Below are 19,927 nucleotides of genomic sequence, written 5' to 3'. Positions count from 1 at the left end.
GCGGAATGCGACCGGGTCTTCGTCCGTTGAAGGGGGAAGGAATACGAACACCCACGACGACGTTAGGAACGCTTCCCCGTGACCACGGACAGCAAGGTTCCCTTCCTCACCCTCAACAACGGCGTACGCATGCCGCAGCTGGGCTTCGGCGTCTGGCAGGTGCCGGACGCAGAGGCCGAGAAGGCCGTCGCCACGGCGCTGGACGCGGGCTACCGCTCCATCGACACCGCCGCGATCTACGGGAACGAGGCCGGCACCGGCAAGGCCCTCGCCGCCTCGGGCCTCCCCCGCGAGGAACTCTTCGTCACCACCAAGCTCTGGAACGACCAGCAGGGCCACGACTCGACGCTGCGCGCGTTCGACGCCTCGCTGGACCGTCTCGGCCTCGACTACGTGGACCTGTACCTGATCCACTGGCCGGTGCCGGCGAAGGACGCGTACGTCGACACGTACAAGGCGTTCGAGAAGATCCTCGCGGACGGCCGTGCCAAGGCGATCGGCGTGTCGAACTTCCAGCCGGAGCACCTGGAGCGGCTGCTGGGCGAGACCTCGGTGGTCCCCGCCGTCAACCAGATCGAGCTGCACCCGCAGCTCCAGCAGGCCGAGTCCCGCGCGCTGCACGCCAAGCACGGCATCGCGACCGAGGCGTGGTCGCCGCTCGGCTCCGGCAAGGGCCTCCTGGAGGTCCCCGCGATCGTGGCGATCGCCCGCAAGCACGATCGCTCCCCGGCCCAGGTGGTGCTGCGCTGGCACCTCCAGACCGGCAACGTGGTGATCCCGAAGTCGGTCACCCCCTCCCGGATCCGGGAGAACATCGAGGTCTTCGACTTCGAGCTGGACGCCGAGGACCTGGCCGCGATCAGCGCGCTCGACGAGGGCCGCCGCCTGGGCCCGAACCCGGCGGAGTTCAACGCCGGCGCCTGAGCCCGCGTCTGATCTCACGCCTGGTCTCGCGCTTGGTCTCGCGCCTGATCCGGTGAACGGCGGTCCGGTGGCATTCCCGTACGGGGTGTCACCGGGCCGCCGTCGTGCTGTCCGGGGGTATGTGGCCGGGGCACATGTGGCGGGGCCACGTGTGCGGAGCGTACGGCCCTGTCCTCGTGGTCCGGCAGCCAGGCTGTCCGGATGCCCCGCCGGGGCATCCGGCGGTGGGACGGCCACCGGGGGTCAGTCCCGGCGTGCCGTGTGGACGGTGCGGGCCGCGAGCAGGAAGACGTCCGGGCGGCGGTGCAGCGAGAGCGGGTCGGCCGGGTCGAGCAGCCGGTCGAGGGCGGCACGGTCGTCGTCCGCCAGATGCTCGGCGAGCCCCTCCCGCTGCCGCTCGTAGTGCGCGACGATCTGGCCGCGTACGGCGTCGGGCAGCGGCGCGGGGACGTCGGACAGGAAGCTGCGGGTGCCGCTCGGGGTGAGTCCGGCGGCGGTCAGCAGAGCGTTCCAGTCGTCGATTTCCTCCTTGCTGTCGGGCAGTGCGGACCGCATCGCGCCGAACCACTCGGCCTGGGCGGCGTCGAGCCGGGCCTCCAGGCCCGGACGGCCGACGCCGGCGTTCCACGGCAGGTGACGGGCCGGCAGACCGCCTTCGGCGAGCGCGATGAGTCCGCCCGGGTTCAGCACCTCCGCGAACGAGGCCAGGGCGGCACGCTGGTCTCCGATGTGGTGCAGGGAGTTGCTGGCCCAGACGAGGTCGGCGGTGCCGAGGGCGGCGAAGTCGCCCGGAAGTTCGGCGCGCAGGGTGGTGACCCGGTCGCCGACCCCTCGGGCGTCGGCGCGTTCCCGGGCGAGTGCGAGAAGCTCCGGGGTCGCGTCCACGGCGACGACCTCGGCCTCGGGGAACGCCTCGGCGAGCAGCGCGGTGACGACCCCGGGCCCGCTGCCGACGTCCAGGACCCGGCGGACCCGGGCGGCCGGGGCGAGGGAGGCGAGCCAGGAGGCGGCCTCCGTGTAGAGCGGGCTCTGGGTCTCGGCCTGCTGGATCAGCAGGGGAGCCATCTCGGCCCAGTCGAGGTGGGTGTGGTCGTGGCCTCCATGGCCATGACCGTGGCGGTGGTTCCCGTGCCCATGGGTTCCCTGACCGTGGTCTCCAGCACCATGGTTTCCGGCGCCATGGTTTCCGTGACCGTGCTTCGTCTGGCCGTGCTGGTGTGCGCTCATGGGGACAGCGTGCGGTACCTGCTGCCGAACCGGCGAGGAAACTTGCCGTTCCGGCAAGGACGGGCTCACCTGATCACCGTCCCGGCGTTCCCCGCGGGCCGATCCCGCGCGCCGGCGAGGACGCCGGAAGGGCCGTACCCCGGCGCGCGGGAGGGTGCGGCCTACTCGGCTCCGTGGCTCGGGGCCGCCGCGTGGACGCGTTCGGCCAGGGCGAAGTCCTTCTCGGTGAGGGCGCCGCCGACCGAGTGGGTGTGGACGGAGAACGCGACGGTGTTGTAACCGAGTGTCAGATCGGCGTGATGGTCGAGTTCCTGCTGGATCTGGGCGATGTGGACGACGAACGCGGTGGCGGCGAAGTGGTCGGCGAGATGGAAGTCGCGCGTGAGGCGGTCGTCCGCCGCGGACCAGCCGGGCAGCTCCCGCAGTCGGTCCTCGATCTCCTTCTGCGACAAGGGCTGTGTGGGCACGGATGCTCCCTTTCGAGGGGGTGGAACGGGTGGGGGGACAGTGTGGATCCGAAAGAAATACCCGGGTCCCCCTCTGGGATACCGTCTGCCCATGACGACTGTCGCGAGCGACACAAATGTGGGCCCGCTGCTGCGCCGCTGGCGGCTGCGGCGGCGACTGAGCCAACTGGAGCTGGCGCTGCGCGCCGACTCGTCCGCGCGGCACATCTCCTTCATCGAGAACGGCCGCTCGCGGCCCAGCGAAGAGATGGTGCTGCGGCTCGCCGAACACCTCGACGTACCGGTGCGCGAGCGCAACGCCCTGCTGCTGGCGGCGGGTTACGCACCGCGCTACACCGAGTCCGCCCTCGACGACCCGAGGCTCGGCACACTGCGGGAGGGCATCGAGCGGCTGCTGCGGGGGTACGAGCCGTACCCGGCGATCGTCGTCGACGGCGCGTACACCGTGGTGGCGGCCAACCAGGGCATGCAGGCGATGCTCGCGGGGCTGCCCGAGCATCTTCTGACCCCGCGCTGAACGCCATGCGGATCACCCTGCACCCGGAGGGGCTCGCGCCGCGCATCCGGAATCTGCGCGAATGGCGGGGCCATCTGCTGGCGCAGATGGAGCGTCAGATCGCGCTGGACCGGTCGGCAGCGCTGCGGGCGCTGTACGACGAGGTGGCGGCGTACTCGCTGCCCGAGGGCACCACGGACCCCGACGACCGGGAGGACCCGGACCCGTACCCGTACTTCGCGCTGCCGCTGCGGATCGAACACGACGGTCGTCTGCTGTCGTTCGTCTCCTCGATCTCGACCTTCAACACGCCGATGGACGTGACCGTCGCCGAGCTGGCCATCGAGACGATGCTCCCGGCCGACGAGGCGACGGTCTCCTACCTGCGCTCGCTCACGGTGTAGCGGCCCGCAGGGCGGCCCACTGGAGCGCGGCGAAGCCGGCGACGGTGCCGGCCTGGAGGAGGGTCCAGACCGCGCCCGCCGTGGTGGGCTCCAGCCAGAGGGCGAGTGCGGCGATACTGGCGATCGCCCAGGCCAGGTTGGCCTCGACGACGGCGCGGACCCCGAGCGCGGGCGGCTGCGGACGGCTCGCGAGCCAGGCGACGCCCGCCGCGTACAGGGTGAGGAAGACCCCGAGCCCGAGCAGCAAGGTGCGTCCGACACCGAGGAGTTCGGCGAGGGGCCCGGAGGCGGCGAGGTAGGCGATCCCGTTCACGCCGGTGACGATGGCGTCGAGCCCCAGGAACCGGCGCAGCGCGCTGCGCGGCACGGAGGTGCGGGCGAGACCGGCGAGCAGGGTCTGGGACATGACGGGTTCTCTTCGGAAGCCCCACGGGGGGGGTGGGGTGGGTGGGGTGGGGTGCGAGTGGAGGCCCGGAGCCCCGGACGGAGTGCGCCGCCCGGGACCCGGTGCCTCGATGATGTCGGTGACGTTCGCGTGGGTCGATGACCTCGGAGGTAAGGCGGGGGGGCAGGGGGGTGCGACCCACACGGGGTGGGCGGGGCGTGTCATAGCGCGGGGTGCGAGTGGGGTGTGACGTGGTGTCCGCCCTCCTTCCGAGAGTCGCGCCTTCCACCGCCGCGTCAAGGGCGCTCCTTCGTCGCGTCGCTGGCGCGATGGGCTGCGCCCACCCTTGACCCGGCGCTTCCAGGCGCGAAAAACACTCTCGGAGGGCGGCCCGGGGAAAGGTCCACGCGGGGGCGATGCTCGCGCTGGGCGCCGTGGGCGGGCGGCGGGTCGGGGGTCGGGGCGGGGCCCGGGTATCGCTCCGGTCGGCTTGATGTCCGCAGGCCTGTGGGGTGGGGCTGAGTTTGCGGCCCGGGCCGGTGAGACCGCGCCCGCCGGCCCGGGGTGCGCAACAGTGAAATGGGGCGGCCCGGCCCGGCTCAGCGAATGACCGCCGCCGGTCGGCCGGGATTCATGCCCCGCTGGTCACCGCCCGGTGGCACTGAAGAACCGGCAAGCGCCCGCATGAACATCACCCCCGCGTGCGCGGGGACCACAGGAGCCGACCTGCGGCTTCACATCGCCAGACCCCTGATTTTACCCACTTTACCAAGGTGCGACTTAAGCCAACATTCCCACTTCAAATAGGGCAATTTAGAACTCCCGTGACTCCAGAGGCCCTCCCGGGCGCTCGCGAGCACACTAACTCGCACGGTCGGACGGAAGGTTCCGCTCCGCCCCTCGGCGGGCCGGATGCGACTCGCGTGACGGCAGGGGCGAACGGGGGCGCTCGCGTGCGCAGTTCCTTCGTCCGGCGGGTGGGTAAGTCGAAATCCCCGCCGGAAATGGGACGGGAGTGAACTCCTGTGACTTCAGAGGCACTCCCGGACGCTCGCGAGCGCACTTACTCACATGGCCCGGGGCGGAAGGCGATACTCCGCGCCCACCGTGGGGCGGGTGTGAACTGGTGTGACTCCAGAGGCGATCCAGGCCAGCTCCATCACCGCGCGAGCGGGGTTTCCCCCGTCCCCGCCCACCGGGGGTGACCAGCGGGGCATGAATCCCAGCCCACTGACGGCGGCTGGCCGCTGAGCCGGCCCGGGCCGCCCCACTCCACGACCGCGCACCCCAAACCAGCGGACAGAGTCCCGCCCACCCCGGCTACAAGCCGAGCCCCACCCCACCGGCCCGCACCCGACAAGCCGACCGGAGCGATACCCGGACCCCACCCCGACCACCGGCCCGCCACCCGCCCACGGCGGCCGACGGACAAGACAGCCCCCGCGTGGACCCTTTCCCCCGGCCCGCCCTCCGAGTGTGAAAAGGCCCCCGCAGCCGGGCGGTCAAGGGTGGCCGAAGGCCATCGCGCAAGCGACGCGACCGAAGGGAGCGCCCTTGAGGGACCGGCGAAGGGGGCCACACTCGGAAAGAGGGCGGGCCACCACCCGAACCCACCAGACACGCCCACCCACAGGACCCGCCCTGACCCGCACTCACGACCCACCCACCCACCCCAAACGACACCCGGCCCCCGACGCCCACGCGTCAGAGGCCAGGTCCCACGAACTACCCCCCACCCGAAGCCATGCGCCCGCCCCCGTACACCCCACAGATCTCGCGCATCGCTTCACCCAGGGGAAGGGTCAACGCCCTACGGCGTCATCAGGTCGTACGGCTGTCCGTGTCTGGATCTGGTTCGGAGCGAGGACCGGGCCCTGCCTCGGCTCCCAACCCAGCCGCGGAAGCGGTCGCGGACGCGGCCGCAGGCTCGCGCTCGGGCAGGGACTCGGACACGGGCGCGGGCTCGGGGGCCCGGGGCGGGTGGACCGGGCCGGAGGAGCAGGCCGGGCGGTTCTTGCGGGAGGCTTCAGCGCGCAGCAGCGCGTTGAGCACGGCGAAAAAGTCGACGGGCATGACGGGACTCCTGACGATCGGAGGCGAGAAAGGTGCGAGAGAGACCAGCTCTCTCAGCACCGCATCACCGTCGACCGCGAAGCCCCTTCGCCCTGGACGGGCGGAAGCGGCACAAGAATCGGCGCGAGGGCCAGAGCGGCCGGCAGACGCCAGGGCCGCCCGGGCAGGGCCGGGCACCGCACCCCTCGTACGGATACGGCGTCCTCGTCCTCGACCTCGTCGTGCGTCTCCGGACTCGGATCGGCCGCGACCGCCGCGCTCCGCGTCTCCGTCTCCGGGATCGCGGGACCCGCTCCCGCGCCCGCGCCAAGCAGCGCTGCGAACACGAGCAGCACCGCGAGCGCGTACCGGACAGGGGACCTCACGGTGGTCCGTTTTGCCCGCCGCACGGGCCTCGTGTGCCGACTCGCCCGGCGAACCCCCCGGACGGCCTACACCAGCGCCCCGAATTTCACCCTCAGGGGTTCATTCCGCAGCCGTGTTGACCTACGGGGCCGCACCCTTACGGCCCATGGCTACCTGGCTCTCAGCCTCCAGGTCCTCGCCGTCCCGACCCTCGTCGGCCCGGCTCACGTCGGCCCGGCTCACGCCACTCTCGCCGTCTTCCCGGCCCTCGGCGCCGCTCCGCGCCGCGCGCCCCTTGCGGGCCGCCATCACCGCGTACACGAGGACACCGACGAACAGGAAGAGCACGCCCTGGTAGACCGCCTCGTACCCGGCACCCGCGACCAGCCAGATCGAGAAGCCGAAGGCGGCCAGCGCCAGGATTCCGTCGCGTACGAGATGAGCCCGGGAGACCTTCTCCTTCTGCCCGGAGAGCAGGAAGTAGATCTGCGCGGCCGTGGAGAGCAGGTACGGCACCGTGGCCGTGAAGGTGGTGACCAGGACCAGCATCTCGAAGACGCCCTTGGTGCCGGCCGTGTAGTTGTAGATCGTCAGCATCGACGCGAGGGCCACGGTGACGATGACACCGAACGTCGGGACACCCCGCCGCTTGATCGTGAAGGCCTTCGGGAACAGCCCGTCGCGGGCGGCGGCGTACGGTGCCTGCGCGCTCAGCAGGGTCCAGCCGTTGAGCGCGCCCAGGATCGAGACCATGGCCATGCAGGCGACGGCCACACCGCCCCACGAGCCGCCGAACATGATGTTCGTGGCATCGGAGAAGGGCGCCGTGGAGTGGACCAGCTTGTCGTGGGCCACGGTGCCGAAAACCGAGAGCGTGCCGAGCAGGTAGAGCGCGGCCGCGGCGATGGTGCCGAGGACGGTGGCGCGCCCGACGTTGCGGCGCGGGTTGCGGACCTCGCCCGCGCTGACGGCTGCGGACTCGACGCCGAGGTAGCTGAACAGCAGGATCGCGGCGGACGCGGAGATCGCACCGAGCGGGCTGCCCTCGGTCGCCTGGAAGGGGCCGAGGTTCGCCGAGTCGAAGAAGAAGAACCCGCCGATGGCGACCAGGAGCAGCGGTACGAACTTGAGCACGGTCGCGACGACCTGCACGGCGCCGACATAGCGGGTACCGGCCAGGTTCGCGAGGCCGGGCAGCCACTGGAAGGACAGCGCGGCGACGATCGTCAGGAACGTCGACTCGTGTACGGGGACGAGGACATCGAGATAGCCGACGGCGGCGACCGCGAGCGCGGCGTTGGAGACCCAGGCGGTGATCCAGTACGACCAGGCGGCGAGGAAGCCGGCGAAGTCGCCGAAGGCGGCACGGGCGTAGACGTAGGGGCCGCCGGTCTTCGGGAGACGGCGGGCGAGCCGGCCGAAGACCAGGGCCAGGGAGATCGCGCCGAGGGTGAGGATGCCGAAGGCCAGCAGGCTGATCGTGCCGAACGGGGCGACCGACGCCGGAAGGAGGAAGATGCCGCCACCGATGATGTTGCCCATGACCAGGGCGGTGGCGACGGGAAGTCCGAAGCCGCGGGTGTGCTTCCCTGACGGAGGCCCGCCGGCGGTGGTCCCCGCAGCCGGGTCGGTTCCCATGCCCGAGGGGGCCGAGGGGGCCGAGGGGGCCAGGGTGGTCGTCGCGGCCGGGGTCGTCCCGGTCGCGGAGTCGCGGTCGAGGGCCTGGTTCTGGTTCTGGTTCTGGTCGAGAACCGGTGCCGAAGCCGGGACCGGGGTGCCGGCCGGGACCGCGGTGGGGTCCTGGCTCGCGGCGGTGGGGGCCGTGCTCATGCGGGTGGTGCGCCTCTCGTCGAACAACCTCTCGTCATGTCAAGCGTCCCCATGGTCCGCCCGCCGCGATGGCGTGCCAAATCACCGTTCGTTATTGCGCGTGACCGGTCCGTTAACCGGAATAACTGCTTCCGTTTGATCATTTGACAGCGAAATCTTCAGCGGCACCTGCGGGCCGCCACTCTCCCCCAGCCAGCCCCGCAGCACCCGGTGCACCCGCTCGGCGCCCACCAGCCCGGCCGGGGGCGCCGTCAGCTCGCGCGGCCAGAGCAGGAACGGCTCCCCCTGCTCCCCGCCCAGCCCTCCGTGCGAGCCGATCTGCTCCTCGAACGCGTGCACCGTGCCGGTCTCGGGATCGTGCATCGAGTTGACCATGATGTCGGCGACGTGCGGGAAGCCGTCCGTGCGCCGCACCGCGTCCGCCGCGCCCGGCCCGAACGCGGCCAGCGGCCCGGGCGCCTCGTCGGTCAGCCCGGCGAGCGGCGCCTCGACGCCGTCGCGCGCCAGCACCACCGAGCCGTGCTCCTCGCTCGCGACCAGGAGAAAGCCGATCCCCGGGTGCTCGGCCAGGGTGCGCAGCAGCCCGGGATGCAGCCGGTCGATCTCCTCCCGGGTCATCCGGTGTGGCACGCCGGGGAACGACACCAGGCCCAGGTTCCCGGAGGCCAGGACCACCGGCTCGGGCGCCCGCGCCGCGGCCACCGCCGCCGCCTCCTGCCCCTCAGGCCCGGCCTCGCCCTCCTGGTCCACCGGCCGGTGCAGCGCGCCGCGCAGCGCCTCGCGGGCCGCGTCCCGGGCCTCGGAGCCGCTGTGCGTCCGCCGTACCCGGCGCGGCACGGGCAGCCCGCACCCGGCCCGTACGAGATCGCGCAGCGTGAGCCCGTACGCGGACGCGAAGGTCTCCCCGGGGCTCTGTCCGTGGTCGGACAGGAGCACGATCCGGTACGGGCGGGGCGCGTGCTCGGCGACCTTCGCGATCAGGGCGATCGACCGGTCGAGCCGGGCGAGGACCTGGTGGGTGTCGCGGCTTCGGGGGCCGGAGTGGTGGGCGACCTCGTCGTAGGCCACCAGGTCGGCGTAGACGGCGGTCCGCCCGGCGAGCATGTCACCCATGACGGCCGAGACCACCACGTCGCGCTCCACGACCGTGGCGAAGGCACGGACGAAGGGGTAGAGCCCGCCGCGTCCGACGCGCGGGGTGTCGCGGCGCAGCAGGGCGCGGGTCGACTGGACCATCTCGCGCAGCACCTCGGCGAGGAGGGAGCCGGCGGTGCGGACGGCGTTGGCGGGGTCGGAGAAGTACGCGAAGTAGCCGGCGCGCGAGCGGTTGTGCGGGCCCCGGCGGGCGGCCGTCGACAGGACGAGGGCGAGCTGCTCGGCGCCGCCGCTGAAGAGGTTGCCGCGCGAGGCGCCGTCGTCGGCGAGCAGCCCGCCGTGGCCGGTGCGCTCGATGGCCCTGCGCTGGAGTTCGACGGCGCTCGCCGGCCGGTTGGACACCATGAGCCGGCCGGTGTCCTTCTCGTACCAGCGGAAGGCGGGTACGTCCTCGTTGGAGCCGTGCAGGATGCCGAGCTGGCTGGCGCCGGTCTGGCTCGACCAGTCCGTACGCCACGGGGTGAGGGTGTGGGTCCCGGCCAGCCACTCGGCGACGGTGGGCATCCGGCCGTCGGCGACGGCGTCGCGCAGCACCCGGTGGCCGACGCCGTCGAGCTGGAGGAAGACGGTCCCGGGGGCGGCCTCTGGCCCACCTCGGGCGATCCGCGGGCGGGTGCGGTCGGTGAGCCGGTACAACCGGCGCCGGTACGCCTCGTCGTCCCGTACGGCGAGGGCGGTGGAGGTGGCCGAGGCGACGGCCGACATCACGGCGGCGACCACGACGGCGGTCTCCGGGGCGACGGCGCCGCGCCCGTCGGGTATCAGCCGGAGCGCGAGAAGCAGCAGCGAGCCGTTGAGGAAGAAGACCAGCAGGCCGAGGACGAGCGCGGGGACGAGCAGCAGGGCCCGGACGATCAGCCGCCAGACGAGCGCGCCGAGCAGACCGAAGGCCCCCGCTCCCCAGGCGGCGGTGAGCGCGATCCGGGTGACGCTGTCGCCGTCGCGGGACTGGAGCCGGAAGTCGGGGAGCACGGCGGCGAGGACCAGGAGGGTGAGGGTGGAGACCGCCCAGACCGTGATCACCCGCAGCAGCGTGCCCCCGGCGCTCCGCCAGCGACCGGACCGCCCTCGCCGTTCACCCACGCCTCGTTCACCTTTCACCCGTTTCCTGTCTCAAGACTGGCACAGCGGGCTGGAAGCGGTGCCGGTCGTGCAGCGACGGGGCGCGGTGGGACGGCGGCGGGGGCGCGGCGGCCGGCCGGGGCGGGGCACGGGTCGGGATGCGGGGCGGGATAGGGGTCGGGATACGGGAGGGCCGGAGGCCCGGGTGGGGCCTCCGGGGGCGTTCGAATAGGTTCAGGATCCGTCGTATCCGGCCGTGGGCATCGAGAGCCTGCGATGCACCCGCGCCTTCGTCGGCCCGTCGTACGCGGGCTCGTCGAACCCGGCGGTCTCCAGCCGGACCCCGCGCCGGACGCACTCGGCGAGGAAGCCGGAGACGTCGGCCAGCGCACGGGCCAGCACGCGCTCGTTCGGCGCGACGAAGACGTCCACGGCCCCCTCGTCGACGTCCGCCCACAGCGCGTCGTGATCGGGTCTGAGGCCGTAGCAGAGGATCTCGCGGGTCACCACGTAGCCGTTGGCGTCGGCCCAGCGGGCGCACATGGCGTGCTGGCTGCGGGTGTCGACCAGAAAAGGGTCGTCGTCGAGCTCTTCGAGCGGGGTGAGGCTGGCGATCGCCGCCACCCGAACGTCGTCCATGGCCCGACCCTACTGCGTCGGCGGGTCGCCGAGGAGAGCGAGGACACCGCCGGGGTGCGGGTACGGTGCGGGCCGACCGACGGGGTACGGGGCCGCCGCCGTACATCTACCCTCGATACGGAGGCACGGAAGTACAGAGGTACAGAGGTACAGAGGTACAGAGGTACAGAGGTACAGAGGTACAGAGGTACAGAGGTACAGAAGTGCCGCGGGCCGGCACTTCCGTACCATCGGCCGGCCCGGACGGCGGCCCCGCCCGGGGAACACCACGGGCAGCGGACAGCGGACATCGGCACACACCGCGCCGGACGGGCGCGGGAGCGGAGAGGGCGGCGGACTGGTGGAGATCACCTGGTGGGGTCATGCCACATGCACCGTCGAGGACTCCGGAGTCCGTTTCCTCACCGATCCGCTCTTCGCGCGCCGCTTCGCGCATCTGCGGCGCAGGCGCGGCGCGCCGCCGCCGCCGGAGGCCGCCCAGGCCGAGGCGGTGCTTGTCTCCCATCTGCATGCCGACCATCTCCATCTGCCCTCCCTCGCCCGGCTCGCCCCGGGCACGCGGGTCGTCGTGCCGCGCGGCGCGCTCGCGGCCGTACCGGCGCTGCGCCGCCTCGACGGGCGGGGGCTGCGGCTCACCGAGCTCGCGCCGGGCGAGTCGACCGAGGTCGAGGGGGTGCGGGTACGAGCCGTGCCCGCGTCACACGACGGGCGCCGGCTCCCGGTCGGCCCGCAGCGCTCCCCCGCGCTCGGCTTCGTGGTGGAGGGCGAGGCCCATACCTACTTCGCCGGGGACACCGGACTGTTCGACGGCATGGCGGACGCGGTCGGCCCGGTGGACGTGGCGCTGCTGCCGGTGGGCGGCTGGGGTCCGTACCTGGGGCACGGTCATCTGGACGCCGGACGCGCGGCGGAAGCCCTCGCCGTGCTGTCCCCGGCGGCCGCGGTGCCGGTGCACTACGGCACGTACTGGCCGATCGGCATGGACGCGGTGCGGCCGCACGAGTTCCACTCCCCCGGCGACGAGTTCGTCCGGCACGCGGCCCGGCTGGCGCCGAAGGTGGCGGTGCACCGGCTCGGCCACGGCGAGCGGGTCCGGCCGGAGGTGGCGCGGTGAGCGGGGACGGCGGGCATACGGCCCTGGGCGGGGCGCCCGGGGCGGTCGCGGTGCGCGGGGCTGTCGTGGCGCGCGGGGTGACGGCGGTGGACGCGATGTGGGCGCCGGTGCCGGGGGCGTCCGATGGGCGAGGCTTCGGGGGCGCGGGGTTCCGGATACGGCTCGGGGGCGGCCGGTGATCGAGCGGCTGGTGACGGTGGTGCCCGTGGCTCCGGTGCTGCCGCCCGAGTCGACGCAGCAGGCCGTCGGCTATCCCTCCCTGTTCCTGCTGGTGGCCCTGGGCGCGCTGGTGCCGGTGGTGCCGACGGGCGCGATCGTGAGTTCGGCGGCGGTGGTGGCCTTCCACCAGACGTCGCCGCTTGCGCTGCTGTTCGTGTTCCTGGTGGCGTCGTTCGCAGCGCTCCTGGGCGATCTGGCGCTGTACTGGCTGGGGCAGCGCGGGATCCGCTCGCGCGGCGGGTCGCGCTGGCTGGCGTCGCTGCGCGGCCGGGTCACCCCGGAGCACCTGGTCCACGCGCAGGAGCGGCTGGAGAGCCATCAGGTGCCGGTGCTGGTCCTGTCGCGACTCGTGCCGGCCGGGCGGATCCCGGTGATGCTGGCCTGTCTGCTCGCCGGGATGCCACTGCGCCGGTTCGCCCGGGGCGACCTGCCGGCGTGCCTCGCGTGGGCGGCGACGTACCAGCTCATCGGCATCGTGGGCGGCTCCCTCTTCCCGGAGCCGTGGCAGGGGGTGGTGGCCGCGGTGGGGCTCACGGTGCTGGTCAGTGCGATCCCGGCGTTGTGGCGGCGGCTGCGCGGCGAGCGTCGCCACGAGGTCCCTCCGGCGGGCCCGGGCGGCGGGAAGCACGCGTAGGCGGTGCCGGGCGGCGGGTCACCGTCAGCCGTGGGAGCCTTCGGGCGGCCCTTCCGTTTCCGCTCCCCCGTCCGCGAGTTCGTCGAGTACGGCGGCGAAGGTGCCCAACGCCTCGGCCACACCGGGTAGTTCCTCGGGGCGGAGATCTCCGAGGACGCCCCTCTCATCCCGCTCGGCCGCACTCAGGAAGAAGGCTGTGTCGAACCGGGCGCGCAGGGCGCCGAGTTCGTCGCCGAAGCGATGGCCACCAGGGACGGGGACGCCGAGCCGGGCGGTCAGATGGATCTCCAGATCGAGGGAGTCCTGGACGCCCCGTGCGGCGAGTCCGGCGCGCAACGGGCCGAGATCCGCGTAGAGATGGCGTCCGGCTCGCGGGGGAAGGGCGAGGGCCCCGGCGGCGAGGACGGCGCGGTGCGCGGCGGCGGCGACCGTGCCGTGCAGGGCGGCCGTCAGCCGGGTCCGCTCCGTGACGTCCGGGGGTTCACCGAGCGCGTACACGGCGGCGGGGGCGACGGGGGTGGCCACGAGGGCGCCGAGCGCGGTGAGGATGTCGAGCGTACGGGCCCGGTGACCGCCGGCCGCTCCCGGCGGGAAGCGGGCGACGGCGCAGGGCCAGGCAGCGGGGATGAGCGCGCCGGCCAGGTCGGTGAGGACGGTGACGTCCTCGGGGCACATCTCGGCGGGGCTGAGCAGCACGGTTCCGGACGGCCGGTGCAGGGTGTCGCGCCAGGTCTCGTCGCTGACGATGTGCAGGCCCTCGGCGATGGCCGCCTCGCACGCCTCGCGCAGGAGTTCGGGCGGCGCGACGGTGGCGGTGGGGTCGTCGGCGACGGAAAGCAGCAGCACCCGCGGGCTGCCACCCTCGGCGCGGACCCGGCGCACGGTCTCCAGCAGGGCGTACGGGTCGGGCACGCCACCGCATTCGGCGGGGGTGGGCACATGGTAGGCGGGCCGGCCGAGGAGACGGATCTGCGGGGTCCACCAGGCGGGGCAGGGCCTCGGCAGCAGAACGTCGCCGCCGTGCGCGGTGAGCAGGGCGAGCAGGAGGGGTGGGGCGCCGGGTGCGGCGACGACGTCCTCCGGATGGGTGCGCAGTCCGCGCCGCCACCAGTAGCCGGCGGCCGCCTCGCGGAGCACGGGTCCGCCGCCGGGCGGCTCGGGCTCGGTACGGTCCGCGGCGGCGGCGAGCAGGGCGGCGAGGCGTGGCAGCACGGGCAGCCCCGAGCCCGGCGCGGGCGGCGCGTACCGCACCGGGCCGCGCCCCTCCGGGGCGGTCTGCCGCATGTCCCGCACCTCCCGACACACCAGGGCGCTCTCCAGGCCACCACTGCCCTTGCCCGCTGTCCTTTATACGGAGGTTCGCCAGGTTCCGCCGTTCGTGGAGCCGGGAGGCGGGCTCCGGGCGGTGGATCGTGAACGGCGGGTGCACCGGCGCACCGGAGGGGGGCGGGCGCGCAGGGGGCCGCGGCCAGACCGGCGGCTCCGGGGGAACGCCGGCGCGCGAGCGGCCCATGCCCATGTCCGCCCCCCTGCGCACCCATACCCGCGCGGAATTCGGCTGAACGGGCTTGCACCACACGGCAGTCTGTACGGATGCACCCCCTCGATCCCCTCACCTTCGCCGCCGTCCCGCTGCGCACCGCCCGGCTGGACCTGGAGCCTCTGCGGGTCGGCCACGCGCCCGAGATGGCGGTGGCCCTGGCCGATCCGGCCCTGTACGACTTCATCGGCGGCACCCCAATGTCCGAGTCCGAACTGCGGGCGCGTTACACCCGGTTGCTCGCGGGCCCGGCCGAGGCGGGGTCCGCCGCCTGGTGCAACTGGGTGCTGCGGCTGCACGGCGACGCCCCTCGCCGGGGCGAGGCGGTCGGCACCGTACAGGCCACCGTGATGCACGACGGCGCCGAGATCGCGTGGGTGGTCGGCACCCCCTGGCAGGGCCGGGGGCTGGCCCGCGAGGCGGCGGGGGCGCTCGCCGACTGGCTGCGCGGACGGGGCGTTCCCTCGCTCGTGGCCCATGTGCACCCCGGACATCACGCGTCGGCGGCGGTGGCAGCGGCGGCCGGGCTGACGCCGACGGAGGTATTCCAGGACGGGGAGCGCCGCTGGGAATCGCCGCTCCGGCCCGACCGCCAAGAGCCTCGACGCCGGCCCTCCTGAGCGAAAAGGCGTGGCCGGGCGGGGTGAGCGGCCCGGAGAATGCCGGGCATGCCGACGATCCGACACGCCCGTCCGTCCGACGCCGCCGCGATCGCGGGCGTTCATGCCCGTTCCTGGCGGGCGGCCTACCGTGACCTGCTGCCCGCGCCGTATCTCGACTCCCTCGATCCGGTCGCGCGGGCGGTCGCGTGGCATGAGCGGCTGTCGGATCCCGGTGGGCCGGTGGTGCTGGTCGCGGAGGGCGAGGCAGGGGCGGTGGAGGCGTTCGTCTCGTTCCGGGCCCGGCACGGCGGGGCGGCGCCGGACGCGGTGACGGCGGAGCTGTCGGCGCTGTACGCCGTGCCGGAGGCCTGGGGGCGCGGGATCGGGCGGGCGCTGCTCGCGGCAGCGGTGGCCGCGATGCGCGCGGCCGGATTCCGGGCGGCGGGACTGTGGGTGTTCGAGGACAACGCGCGGGCACGGGCGTTCTACGAGGCGGCCGGCTGGCGGCCGGACGGGGAGGCCGTCACCGAGGAGACCGGGGGCCGGGAACTGCGCGAGCTGCCCTACCGGTTGTCCATATCCTGAGAGAGGGGTCTCGCTATCCGGATGTCGGGCGTACCGTGGCCGCACCGCACCGCTTCGCACCCGACCCCCGTGAGGAAGTCCGGCCATGACCGACCGCCGCGCCACCCGCCCGGAGCTGTCCACGCCACGCGAGACCGCTGTTTATACCCACGGCCACCACGAGTCCGTCCTGCGGTCACACCGCTGGCGTACGGCCGAGAACTCCGCCGCCTACCTGCTGCCGGAGCTGCGGCCGGGCCAACGCGTCCTGGATGTGGGCTGCGGACCGGGGACGATCTCCGCCGATCTGGCCGCAAGGGTCGCACCGGGCGGCCTGGTCGTCGCGGTGGACTCGGCACCGGACGTCCTCGACACGGCGAAGGCCGTGGTGGACGAACGCAGCCTGGACAACGTCGAGTTCGCGGTCGCGGACGTCCACGCCCTCGACTTCGCCGACGACTCCTTCGATGTCGTCCACGCCCATCAGGTCCTCCAGCACGTCGGGGATCCGGTACGGGCGCTGCGCGAGATGCGGCGAGTGTGCCGGCCGGGTGGCGTGGTGGCCGTACGGGACAGTGACTACGGCGCGTTCACCTGGTTCCCGGCCTCGCCGGGCCTGGACCGCTGGCGGGAGCTGTACCGGCGGGTCGCCCGCTCGAACGGCGGGGAGCCCGACGCCGGCCGCCGTCTGGTGTCCTGGGCCCACGAGGCCGGGTTCACCGACGTCACGGCCTCAGCCGGAGTCTGGTGTTTCGCGACGCCGGACGAGCGGGCCTGGTGGAGCGGGATGTGGGCGGACCGCACCACGGACTCCGGGTACGCCCGCCGGGCGGTCGAGCTCGGCCACGCGACGCACGAGGAGCCGGCGACGATCGCGGACGCGTGGCGGGCCTGGGGCACGCAGGACGACGGCTGGTACGCCGTCTTGCACGGTGAAATCCTGTGCCGGGTCTGACCGTTCGGACCCGCCGGACGGGCCGGACGGGCCGGACGGGCCGGACGGGCCGGACGGGCCGGACGGAACGTTCGGCCCGGAGAGTTCGCCCGGGCCGAAGGGGTCACCCGGCCGGGGTCGGCCATCCGGGCGGGCGCATCCTGAACTCGTAGGCGTCCGGCAGGGGTTCGTCGGTGATACGGGACCATGTCCCGCCCAGTTCCTCGGCGCCCTCCCGCAGATCGGCGACCTCGAATCCCGCGTCGAAGACGGCCCGGGCCTCGTCCGTCCGGCCCTCCGCCAGCAGCAGTCGGGCCGTCAGATACCGGAAGACGCCACGGGCCCGGACCGCGTCGGGGAGGCGCTCCAGTATGCGGCGGGCCCGGCCCGGGCGATGGGCGGCGAGCAGGGCGGGCACGGCCTCCCGGGCGAGCGCGGCGCCGACGAACGGATCTCCGCCGCGCGCCTGCGCGTCGTACGCCTCCGCGAACCGCTCGGCGGCGCGCACCGGGTGTCCGCGCTCACGGTCCGCGACGGCCAGACAGTAGAGCAGGGGCCAGCGTTCGGCCGCGTTCTTCAGGCCGCGTTCCCAACTCCGTACCGCCTGGGCCAGATCGCCCGCCGCCCACTGCGCGATGCCGAGGTGGTACTCGGTGGACGGGCCCGCCGGGGCGGCGGACTCCAGCAGATCCCGCCAGACTCCGTTGACCGGAGTAGTCCAGCGCGCCGCGACGGACTCCGGGGCGTTCGACAGTCCGCCCGTACGCAACAGGCCGACCCAGGGCCGCTGTTCCTCGTCGAGCAGCGATTCCGGGAACGGTGTGCCCGGCAACACATGTCCACGACACAGGACTTCGAGCGCGCCCCAGCCCGATCCGGTCGCGAGCAGTGGTCCCGGGTCGGCGTCGGCGGCGTGGGCGCGCCACTGCTCGTACGCGGCGTCCACCTCGGCCCGCGGCAGGACCCGTTCCAGTGCGTCCTCGACATGTCCGCGGGCGGCGGCCCAGTCGGTGCCGTGCACCGTGTCCGGGTCGGCGCCGAGCGGCCCGTACACCTCCAGCCAGGAGACTTCCCCGCCCGCTTCCAGGGGTGGGTGTTCCAGCTGGGTGCGGGCGAGGCCGGCCTGGATCTCGGCGTACCCGGGAGTGCCGGGCTCGGTCAGCCATTCCTGCCAGCGCCGGCTGCCGCGTGCCGTGCCCCAGAGGAACAGTTTGCGGCCGAGGAGGGTGTCCGTGGAGGTCTGCACGAGTCCGGTGCCGTCCTCGCCGAGCGCGGCGATCCAGCGGCGCCGCCCGTCGGCGAGCGCGTAGAAGTAGTCGGCGGCGTGGGCGGAGCGGAGCGGGTAGGTGTGGTCGGCGCCGCCCTCGGAGCGGGGCACCGGGACCCGGCGCAGCGCGCGCTCGTAGCCGAAGTGCCAGGCGCTGTCGGCGGGCGCGAGGACGCGGCGGTCCTCGGGTACGGCGGTGTTGGACCACCAGTAGCAGGGCACGGCGTGCTCGTGGGGGTTGCGGATCCGGACGGCGACCCGCAGGTGCTCGGCACCTTCCGGCAGCCAGAGGTCTACCTGGAAGGGCAGGTCGCGCAGCCGTTCCCACTCCCACAGCCGGAGCATCGGGCCGCCATCGGGCGCGGGGACGACCGCCGCGTGCAGCGGGGAGCAGGAGAGGGGACCGTGACCGTGGGCGCCGATGTTCCACTCGATGCCGCCGGAGAACCAGGCGCCGTTGAGGGCGAAGGCCGCGGGCTGGAACACCGGGTTGCGGTAAACGAGGTCACGGCCGGTCGGCTTGTGGAGGAGGGAGTGGACACGGCCGCCGAGGCCGGGCAGAACGGTGACCCGCAGATGGTCGTTCTCGATCACGATCGTGTCGAGATCAGTCGGAATGCGTTCGCGTCCATAACCGTCACGGACACGAGTGGGCAGCAGTGTGCGCAGCGGGGCACGGCCGAGCTGGCGCGCCATGTCGCGGGGCAGCTCGGCCCGGTCGCGCGCGTCGACCGCGGGAAAGGGGGTGCCACCGAGCAGACGAAGAGCGGGCAGCGGGTTGTCCGGGCCCAACGGCGCCGCCGGGAGGGCGAGTACGGAACGTCGTACGGTCGTCATGTCGACCATGGAACACGCCGGAACCACCGCTGGCCAGGGGGTGGACAACACCCCCGGTCGGGCTTGACCGAGAAATTCCGTTGCGGTGGGAGGAGGCCGTCCTACCCTTGGTCCTTCATCGAGGAAGGCATCACACATGAGCGAGCAGCACACCTACCGGGTGATCGTCCGGGGAACGTTCGACGGTCTGTCGGAGGCGAGCCGCGGCCGGCTGCTGGCCGAGGTCGACGCGCACGGCATCTCGGCGATGGAGTTCACCGAGGAAGGCTCGCTCACGTACGACCGCACACTGAAGCACTTCTCGTACCGCCTGGTCGTCGTCTCCGACGCCGCGGACGGGGAGGAGATGGCGGGCGCGATCGCGGAGGACCGGGTGGAGACGGCCCTGCGGGGCCTCGGGCACGGTTTCAAGGGCCTGCGGTCCACGGTCACCGACATGGACACGATGAAGATCAACTACAAGCGCTGACGGACGGCCTCCGGCCGGGGGCCGGGGTGCCCCCGGCAACGGCCCCCGGTCAGACGCCGCCACGGCCTCGTGCGCGGGCCAGGACGGGGTCTTTGGCCGTGACCGCCCAGCGCTCATGGTCCCGCCAGGCCCCGTCGATGAAGAGCATCGCGGGCGAGAACCCTTCGAGGCGGAAGCCGGCCCGCCGGACCAGGGCGCGCGAGGCGGCGTTCCCTGGCTGGATGTTGGCCTCCAGGCGGTGCAGCCCGAGCGGCCCGAAGGCGTGCGTGACGACGAGCCCGAGGCCCTCGGAGAGCAGCCCGCGTCCGGCGGCGTGCGCGAAGGCACCGTAGCCGAGGGCGCCGGACAGAAAGGCGCCGCGGACGATGTTGTTGATGTTGACGAACCCGGCGATCGTCCCGTCCGCCCGGTCGCAGACGAGAAAGCCGGCCCGCGTGGGGACGTCGGTCAACTGGCCGGCGTAGGCCGCGTACGCCTCGGGTGTGAGCGGCGGGAACAGCCAGGGCGCGTGGAACTCGCGGCTCTCCCGGGCCCGCGCCGTGAACTCCTCCGCGTCACCGGCCGTGAACGGGCGCAGGGCGACACGGGGACCCGCCGCGACGTAGCGGCCGGACCGGCTCTCTTGATCATCGATCATGGACTCAGCCTAGAAGTCTGATGAAGATCTTGCTGAGGGGTTGTCCGGCTGTGGGCCGGACGGCCCCTTGGTTTATGCGGTGGTCGGGGCGAGCGTCCAGGTG

General features: G+C 73.3%; 17 protein-coding genes and 1 pseudogene. 8 read left to right on the top strand and 10 right to left on the bottom strand.

The window, feature by feature from the left end; translation table 11 throughout:
* Nucleotides 1-129: 129 nt before the first annotated feature.
* Nucleotides 130-924: an aldo/keto reductase gene (locus ACGFRB_RS14875; protein ID WP_363004764.1), complete on the top strand. Its 795-nt coding sequence runs from the start codon at nucleotides 130-132 to the stop codon at nucleotides 922-924.
* A gap of 243 nt (nucleotides 925-1,167) precedes the next feature.
* On the opposite strand, the gene ACGFRB_RS14870 is transcribed toward ACGFRB_RS14875, so the two are convergent.
* On the bottom strand, nucleotides 1,168-2,151 hold the full coding sequence (locus ACGFRB_RS14870; protein WP_393243155.1) for a class I SAM-dependent methyltransferase: 984 nt from the start codon (nucleotides 2,149-2,151) through the stop codon (nucleotides 1,168-1,170).
* Nucleotides 2,152-2,312: 161 nt separating this feature from the next.
* The gene (locus tag ACGFRB_RS14865) at nucleotides 2,313-2,618 is read right to left on the bottom strand and encodes a 4a-hydroxytetrahydrobiopterin dehydratase (RefSeq protein ID WP_393243153.1); all 306 of its coding nucleotides are present in this window, start codon (nucleotides 2,616-2,618) and stop codon (nucleotides 2,313-2,315) included.
* Between the two features lie 91 nt (nucleotides 2,619-2,709).
* Between ACGFRB_RS14865 and ACGFRB_RS14860 the strand changes: the two are divergent.
* Nucleotides 2,710-3,518 (top strand): annotated as a pseudogene (locus ACGFRB_RS14860) (helix-turn-helix domain-containing protein).
* On the opposite strand, the gene ACGFRB_RS14855 reads toward ACGFRB_RS14860, so the two are convergent.
* From ACGFRB_RS14855 to ACGFRB_RS14835, 5 genes are all read right to left on the bottom strand, one after another.
* Nucleotides 3,508-3,924, bottom strand: coding sequence for a hypothetical protein (locus ACGFRB_RS14855; protein ID WP_393243152.1), 417 nt, complete (start codon nucleotides 3,922-3,924; stop codon nucleotides 3,508-3,510). The pseudogene ACGFRB_RS14860 and the gene ACGFRB_RS14855 overlap by 11 nt on opposite strands.
* Before the next feature lie 2,105 nt (nucleotides 3,925-6,029).
* Nucleotides 6,030-6,341, bottom strand: a complete 312-nt coding sequence (locus tag ACGFRB_RS14850) for a hypothetical protein (RefSeq protein ID WP_393243150.1) — start codon at nucleotides 6,339-6,341, stop codon at nucleotides 6,030-6,032.
* A 121-nt stretch (nucleotides 6,342-6,462) separates the two neighbouring features.
* Nucleotides 6,463-7,959 carry an amino acid permease gene (locus ACGFRB_RS14845; protein ID WP_393243645.1) on the bottom strand — a complete coding sequence of 499 codons (1,497 nt, stop codon included), beginning with the start codon at nucleotides 7,957-7,959 and terminating at the stop codon, nucleotides 6,463-6,465.
* A 273-nt stretch (nucleotides 7,960-8,232) separates the two neighbouring features.
* Nucleotides 8,233-10,389, bottom strand: a complete 2,157-nt coding sequence (locus ACGFRB_RS14840; protein WP_363012422.1) for a phage holin family protein — start codon at nucleotides 10,387-10,389, stop codon at nucleotides 8,233-8,235.
* Between the two features lie 213 nt (nucleotides 10,390-10,602).
* Nucleotides 10,603-11,007, bottom strand: a complete 405-nt coding sequence (locus tag ACGFRB_RS14835; protein WP_361225665.1) for a recombinase family protein — start codon at nucleotides 11,005-11,007, stop codon at nucleotides 10,603-10,605.
* Nucleotides 11,008-11,347: 340 nt separating this feature from the next.
* Between ACGFRB_RS14835 and ACGFRB_RS14830 the strand changes: the two genes are divergently transcribed.
* Both ACGFRB_RS14830 and ACGFRB_RS14825 read left to right on the top strand, forming a co-directional pair.
* Nucleotides 11,348-12,121, top strand: a complete 774-nt coding sequence (locus tag ACGFRB_RS14830) for an MBL fold metallo-hydrolase (RefSeq protein WP_393243148.1) — start codon at nucleotides 11,348-11,350, stop codon at nucleotides 12,119-12,121.
* Between the two features lie 175 nt (nucleotides 12,122-12,296).
* Nucleotides 12,297-12,974, top strand: coding sequence for a DedA family protein (locus tag ACGFRB_RS14825; protein ID WP_393243146.1), 678 nt, complete (start codon nucleotides 12,297-12,299; stop codon nucleotides 12,972-12,974).
* Between the two features lie 24 nt (nucleotides 12,975-12,998).
* On the opposite strand, the gene ACGFRB_RS14820 is transcribed toward ACGFRB_RS14825, so the two are convergent.
* Nucleotides 12,999-14,258 carry an aminotransferase class I/II-fold pyridoxal phosphate-dependent enzyme gene (locus ACGFRB_RS14820; protein WP_393243145.1) on the bottom strand — a complete coding sequence of 420 codons (1,260 nt, stop codon included), beginning with the start codon at nucleotides 14,256-14,258 and terminating at the stop codon, nucleotides 12,999-13,001.
* A gap of 309 nt (nucleotides 14,259-14,567) precedes the next feature.
* On the opposite strand from ACGFRB_RS14820, the gene ACGFRB_RS14815 reads away from it, so the two are divergent.
* The 3 genes from ACGFRB_RS14815 to ACGFRB_RS14805 all read left to right on the top strand — a co-directional run bounded on the left by ACGFRB_RS14815 (nucleotide 14,568) and on the right by ACGFRB_RS14805 (nucleotide 16,635).
* A complete protein-coding gene (locus ACGFRB_RS14815) occupies nucleotides 14,568-15,134 on the top strand; it encodes a GNAT family N-acetyltransferase (protein WP_393243143.1) in 567 nt (188 codons plus the stop codon).
* 48 nt (nucleotides 15,135-15,182) lie between these two features.
* Nucleotides 15,183-15,701 (top strand): GNAT family N-acetyltransferase, encoded by a 519-nt coding sequence (locus ACGFRB_RS14810; RefSeq protein WP_393243141.1) that lies wholly within the window; start codon nucleotides 15,183-15,185, stop codon nucleotides 15,699-15,701.
* A gap of 85 nt (nucleotides 15,702-15,786) precedes the next feature.
* Nucleotides 15,787-16,635: a methyltransferase domain-containing protein gene (locus ACGFRB_RS14805; RefSeq protein ID WP_393243140.1), complete on the top strand. Its 849-nt coding sequence runs from the start codon at nucleotides 15,787-15,789 to the stop codon at nucleotides 16,633-16,635.
* A gap of 103 nt (nucleotides 16,636-16,738) precedes the next feature.
* On the opposite strand, the gene ACGFRB_RS14800 is transcribed toward ACGFRB_RS14805, so the two are convergent.
* Nucleotides 16,739-18,718 carry a DUF5107 domain-containing protein gene (locus ACGFRB_RS14800; RefSeq protein WP_393243138.1) on the bottom strand — a complete coding sequence of 660 codons (1,980 nt, stop codon included), beginning with the start codon at nucleotides 18,716-18,718 and terminating at the stop codon, nucleotides 16,739-16,741.
* A gap of 136 nt (nucleotides 18,719-18,854) precedes the next feature.
* On the opposite strand from ACGFRB_RS14800, the gene ACGFRB_RS14795 reads away from it, so the two are divergent.
* Nucleotides 18,855-19,187, top strand: coding sequence for a DUF6204 family protein (locus ACGFRB_RS14795; protein ID WP_393243136.1), 333 nt, complete (start codon nucleotides 18,855-18,857; stop codon nucleotides 19,185-19,187).
* Nucleotides 19,188-19,236: 49 nt separating this feature from the next.
* On the opposite strand, the gene ACGFRB_RS14790 is transcribed toward ACGFRB_RS14795, so the two are convergent.
* Nucleotides 19,237-19,824, bottom strand: a complete 588-nt coding sequence (locus ACGFRB_RS14790; RefSeq protein ID WP_393243134.1) for a GNAT family N-acetyltransferase — start codon at nucleotides 19,822-19,824, stop codon at nucleotides 19,237-19,239.
* Between the last annotated feature and the right edge of the window lie 103 nt (nucleotides 19,825-19,927).

It is taken from the genome of Streptomyces sp. NPDC048718, from assembly GCF_043198875.1.
GTDB lineage: Bacteria > Actinomycetota > Actinomycetes > Streptomycetales > Streptomycetaceae > Streptomyces.
The sequence above is the reverse complement of the archived record's forward strand: the minus strand, read 5'-3'. Positions and strand labels throughout refer to the sequence as shown.

What these genes read in the sequence shown, in the direction of transcription:
- ACGFRB_RS14875 (WP_363004764.1), top strand. Translation starts at nt 130, where the DNA reads ATGCCGCAGCTGGGCTTCGGCGTCTGGCAGGTGCCGGACGCAGAGGCC.
- ACGFRB_RS14870 (WP_393243155.1), bottom strand. Translation starts at nt 2,151, where the DNA reads ATGAGCGCACACCAGCACGGCCAGACGAAGCACGGTCACGGAAACCAT.
- ACGFRB_RS14855 (WP_393243152.1), bottom strand. Translation starts at nt 3,924, where the DNA reads ATGTCCCAGACCCTGCTCGCCGGTCTCGCCCGCACCTCCGTGCCGCGC.
- ACGFRB_RS14845 (WP_393243645.1), bottom strand. Translation starts at nt 7,959, where the DNA reads ATGGGAACCGACCCGGCTGCGGGGACCACCGCCGGCGGGCCTCCGTCA.
- ACGFRB_RS14835 (WP_361225665.1), bottom strand. Translation starts at nt 11,007, where the DNA reads ATGGACGACGTTCGGGTGGCGGCGATCGCCAGCCTCACCCCGCTCGAA.
- ACGFRB_RS14820 (WP_393243145.1), bottom strand. Translation starts at nt 14,258, where the DNA reads ATGCGGCAGACCGCCCCGGAGGGGCGCGGCCCGGTGCGGTACGCGCCG.
- ACGFRB_RS14815 (WP_393243143.1), top strand. Translation starts at nt 14,568, where the DNA reads ATGCACCCCCTCGATCCCCTCACCTTCGCCGCCGTCCCGCTGCGCACC.
- ACGFRB_RS14810 (WP_393243141.1), top strand. Translation starts at nt 15,183, where the DNA reads ATGCCGACGATCCGACACGCCCGTCCGTCCGACGCCGCCGCGATCGCG.
- ACGFRB_RS14805 (WP_393243140.1), top strand. Translation starts at nt 15,787, where the DNA reads ATGACCGACCGCCGCGCCACCCGCCCGGAGCTGTCCACGCCACGCGAG.
- ACGFRB_RS14800 (WP_393243138.1), bottom strand. Translation starts at nt 18,718, where the DNA reads ATGACGACCGTACGACGTTCCGTACTCGCCCTCCCGGCGGCGCCGTTG.
- ACGFRB_RS14795 (WP_393243136.1), top strand. Translation starts at nt 18,855, where the DNA reads ATGAGCGAGCAGCACACCTACCGGGTGATCGTCCGGGGAACGTTCGAC.
- ACGFRB_RS14790 (WP_393243134.1), bottom strand. Translation starts at nt 19,824, where the DNA reads ATGATCGATGATCAAGAGAGCCGGTCCGGCCGCTACGTCGCGGCGGGT.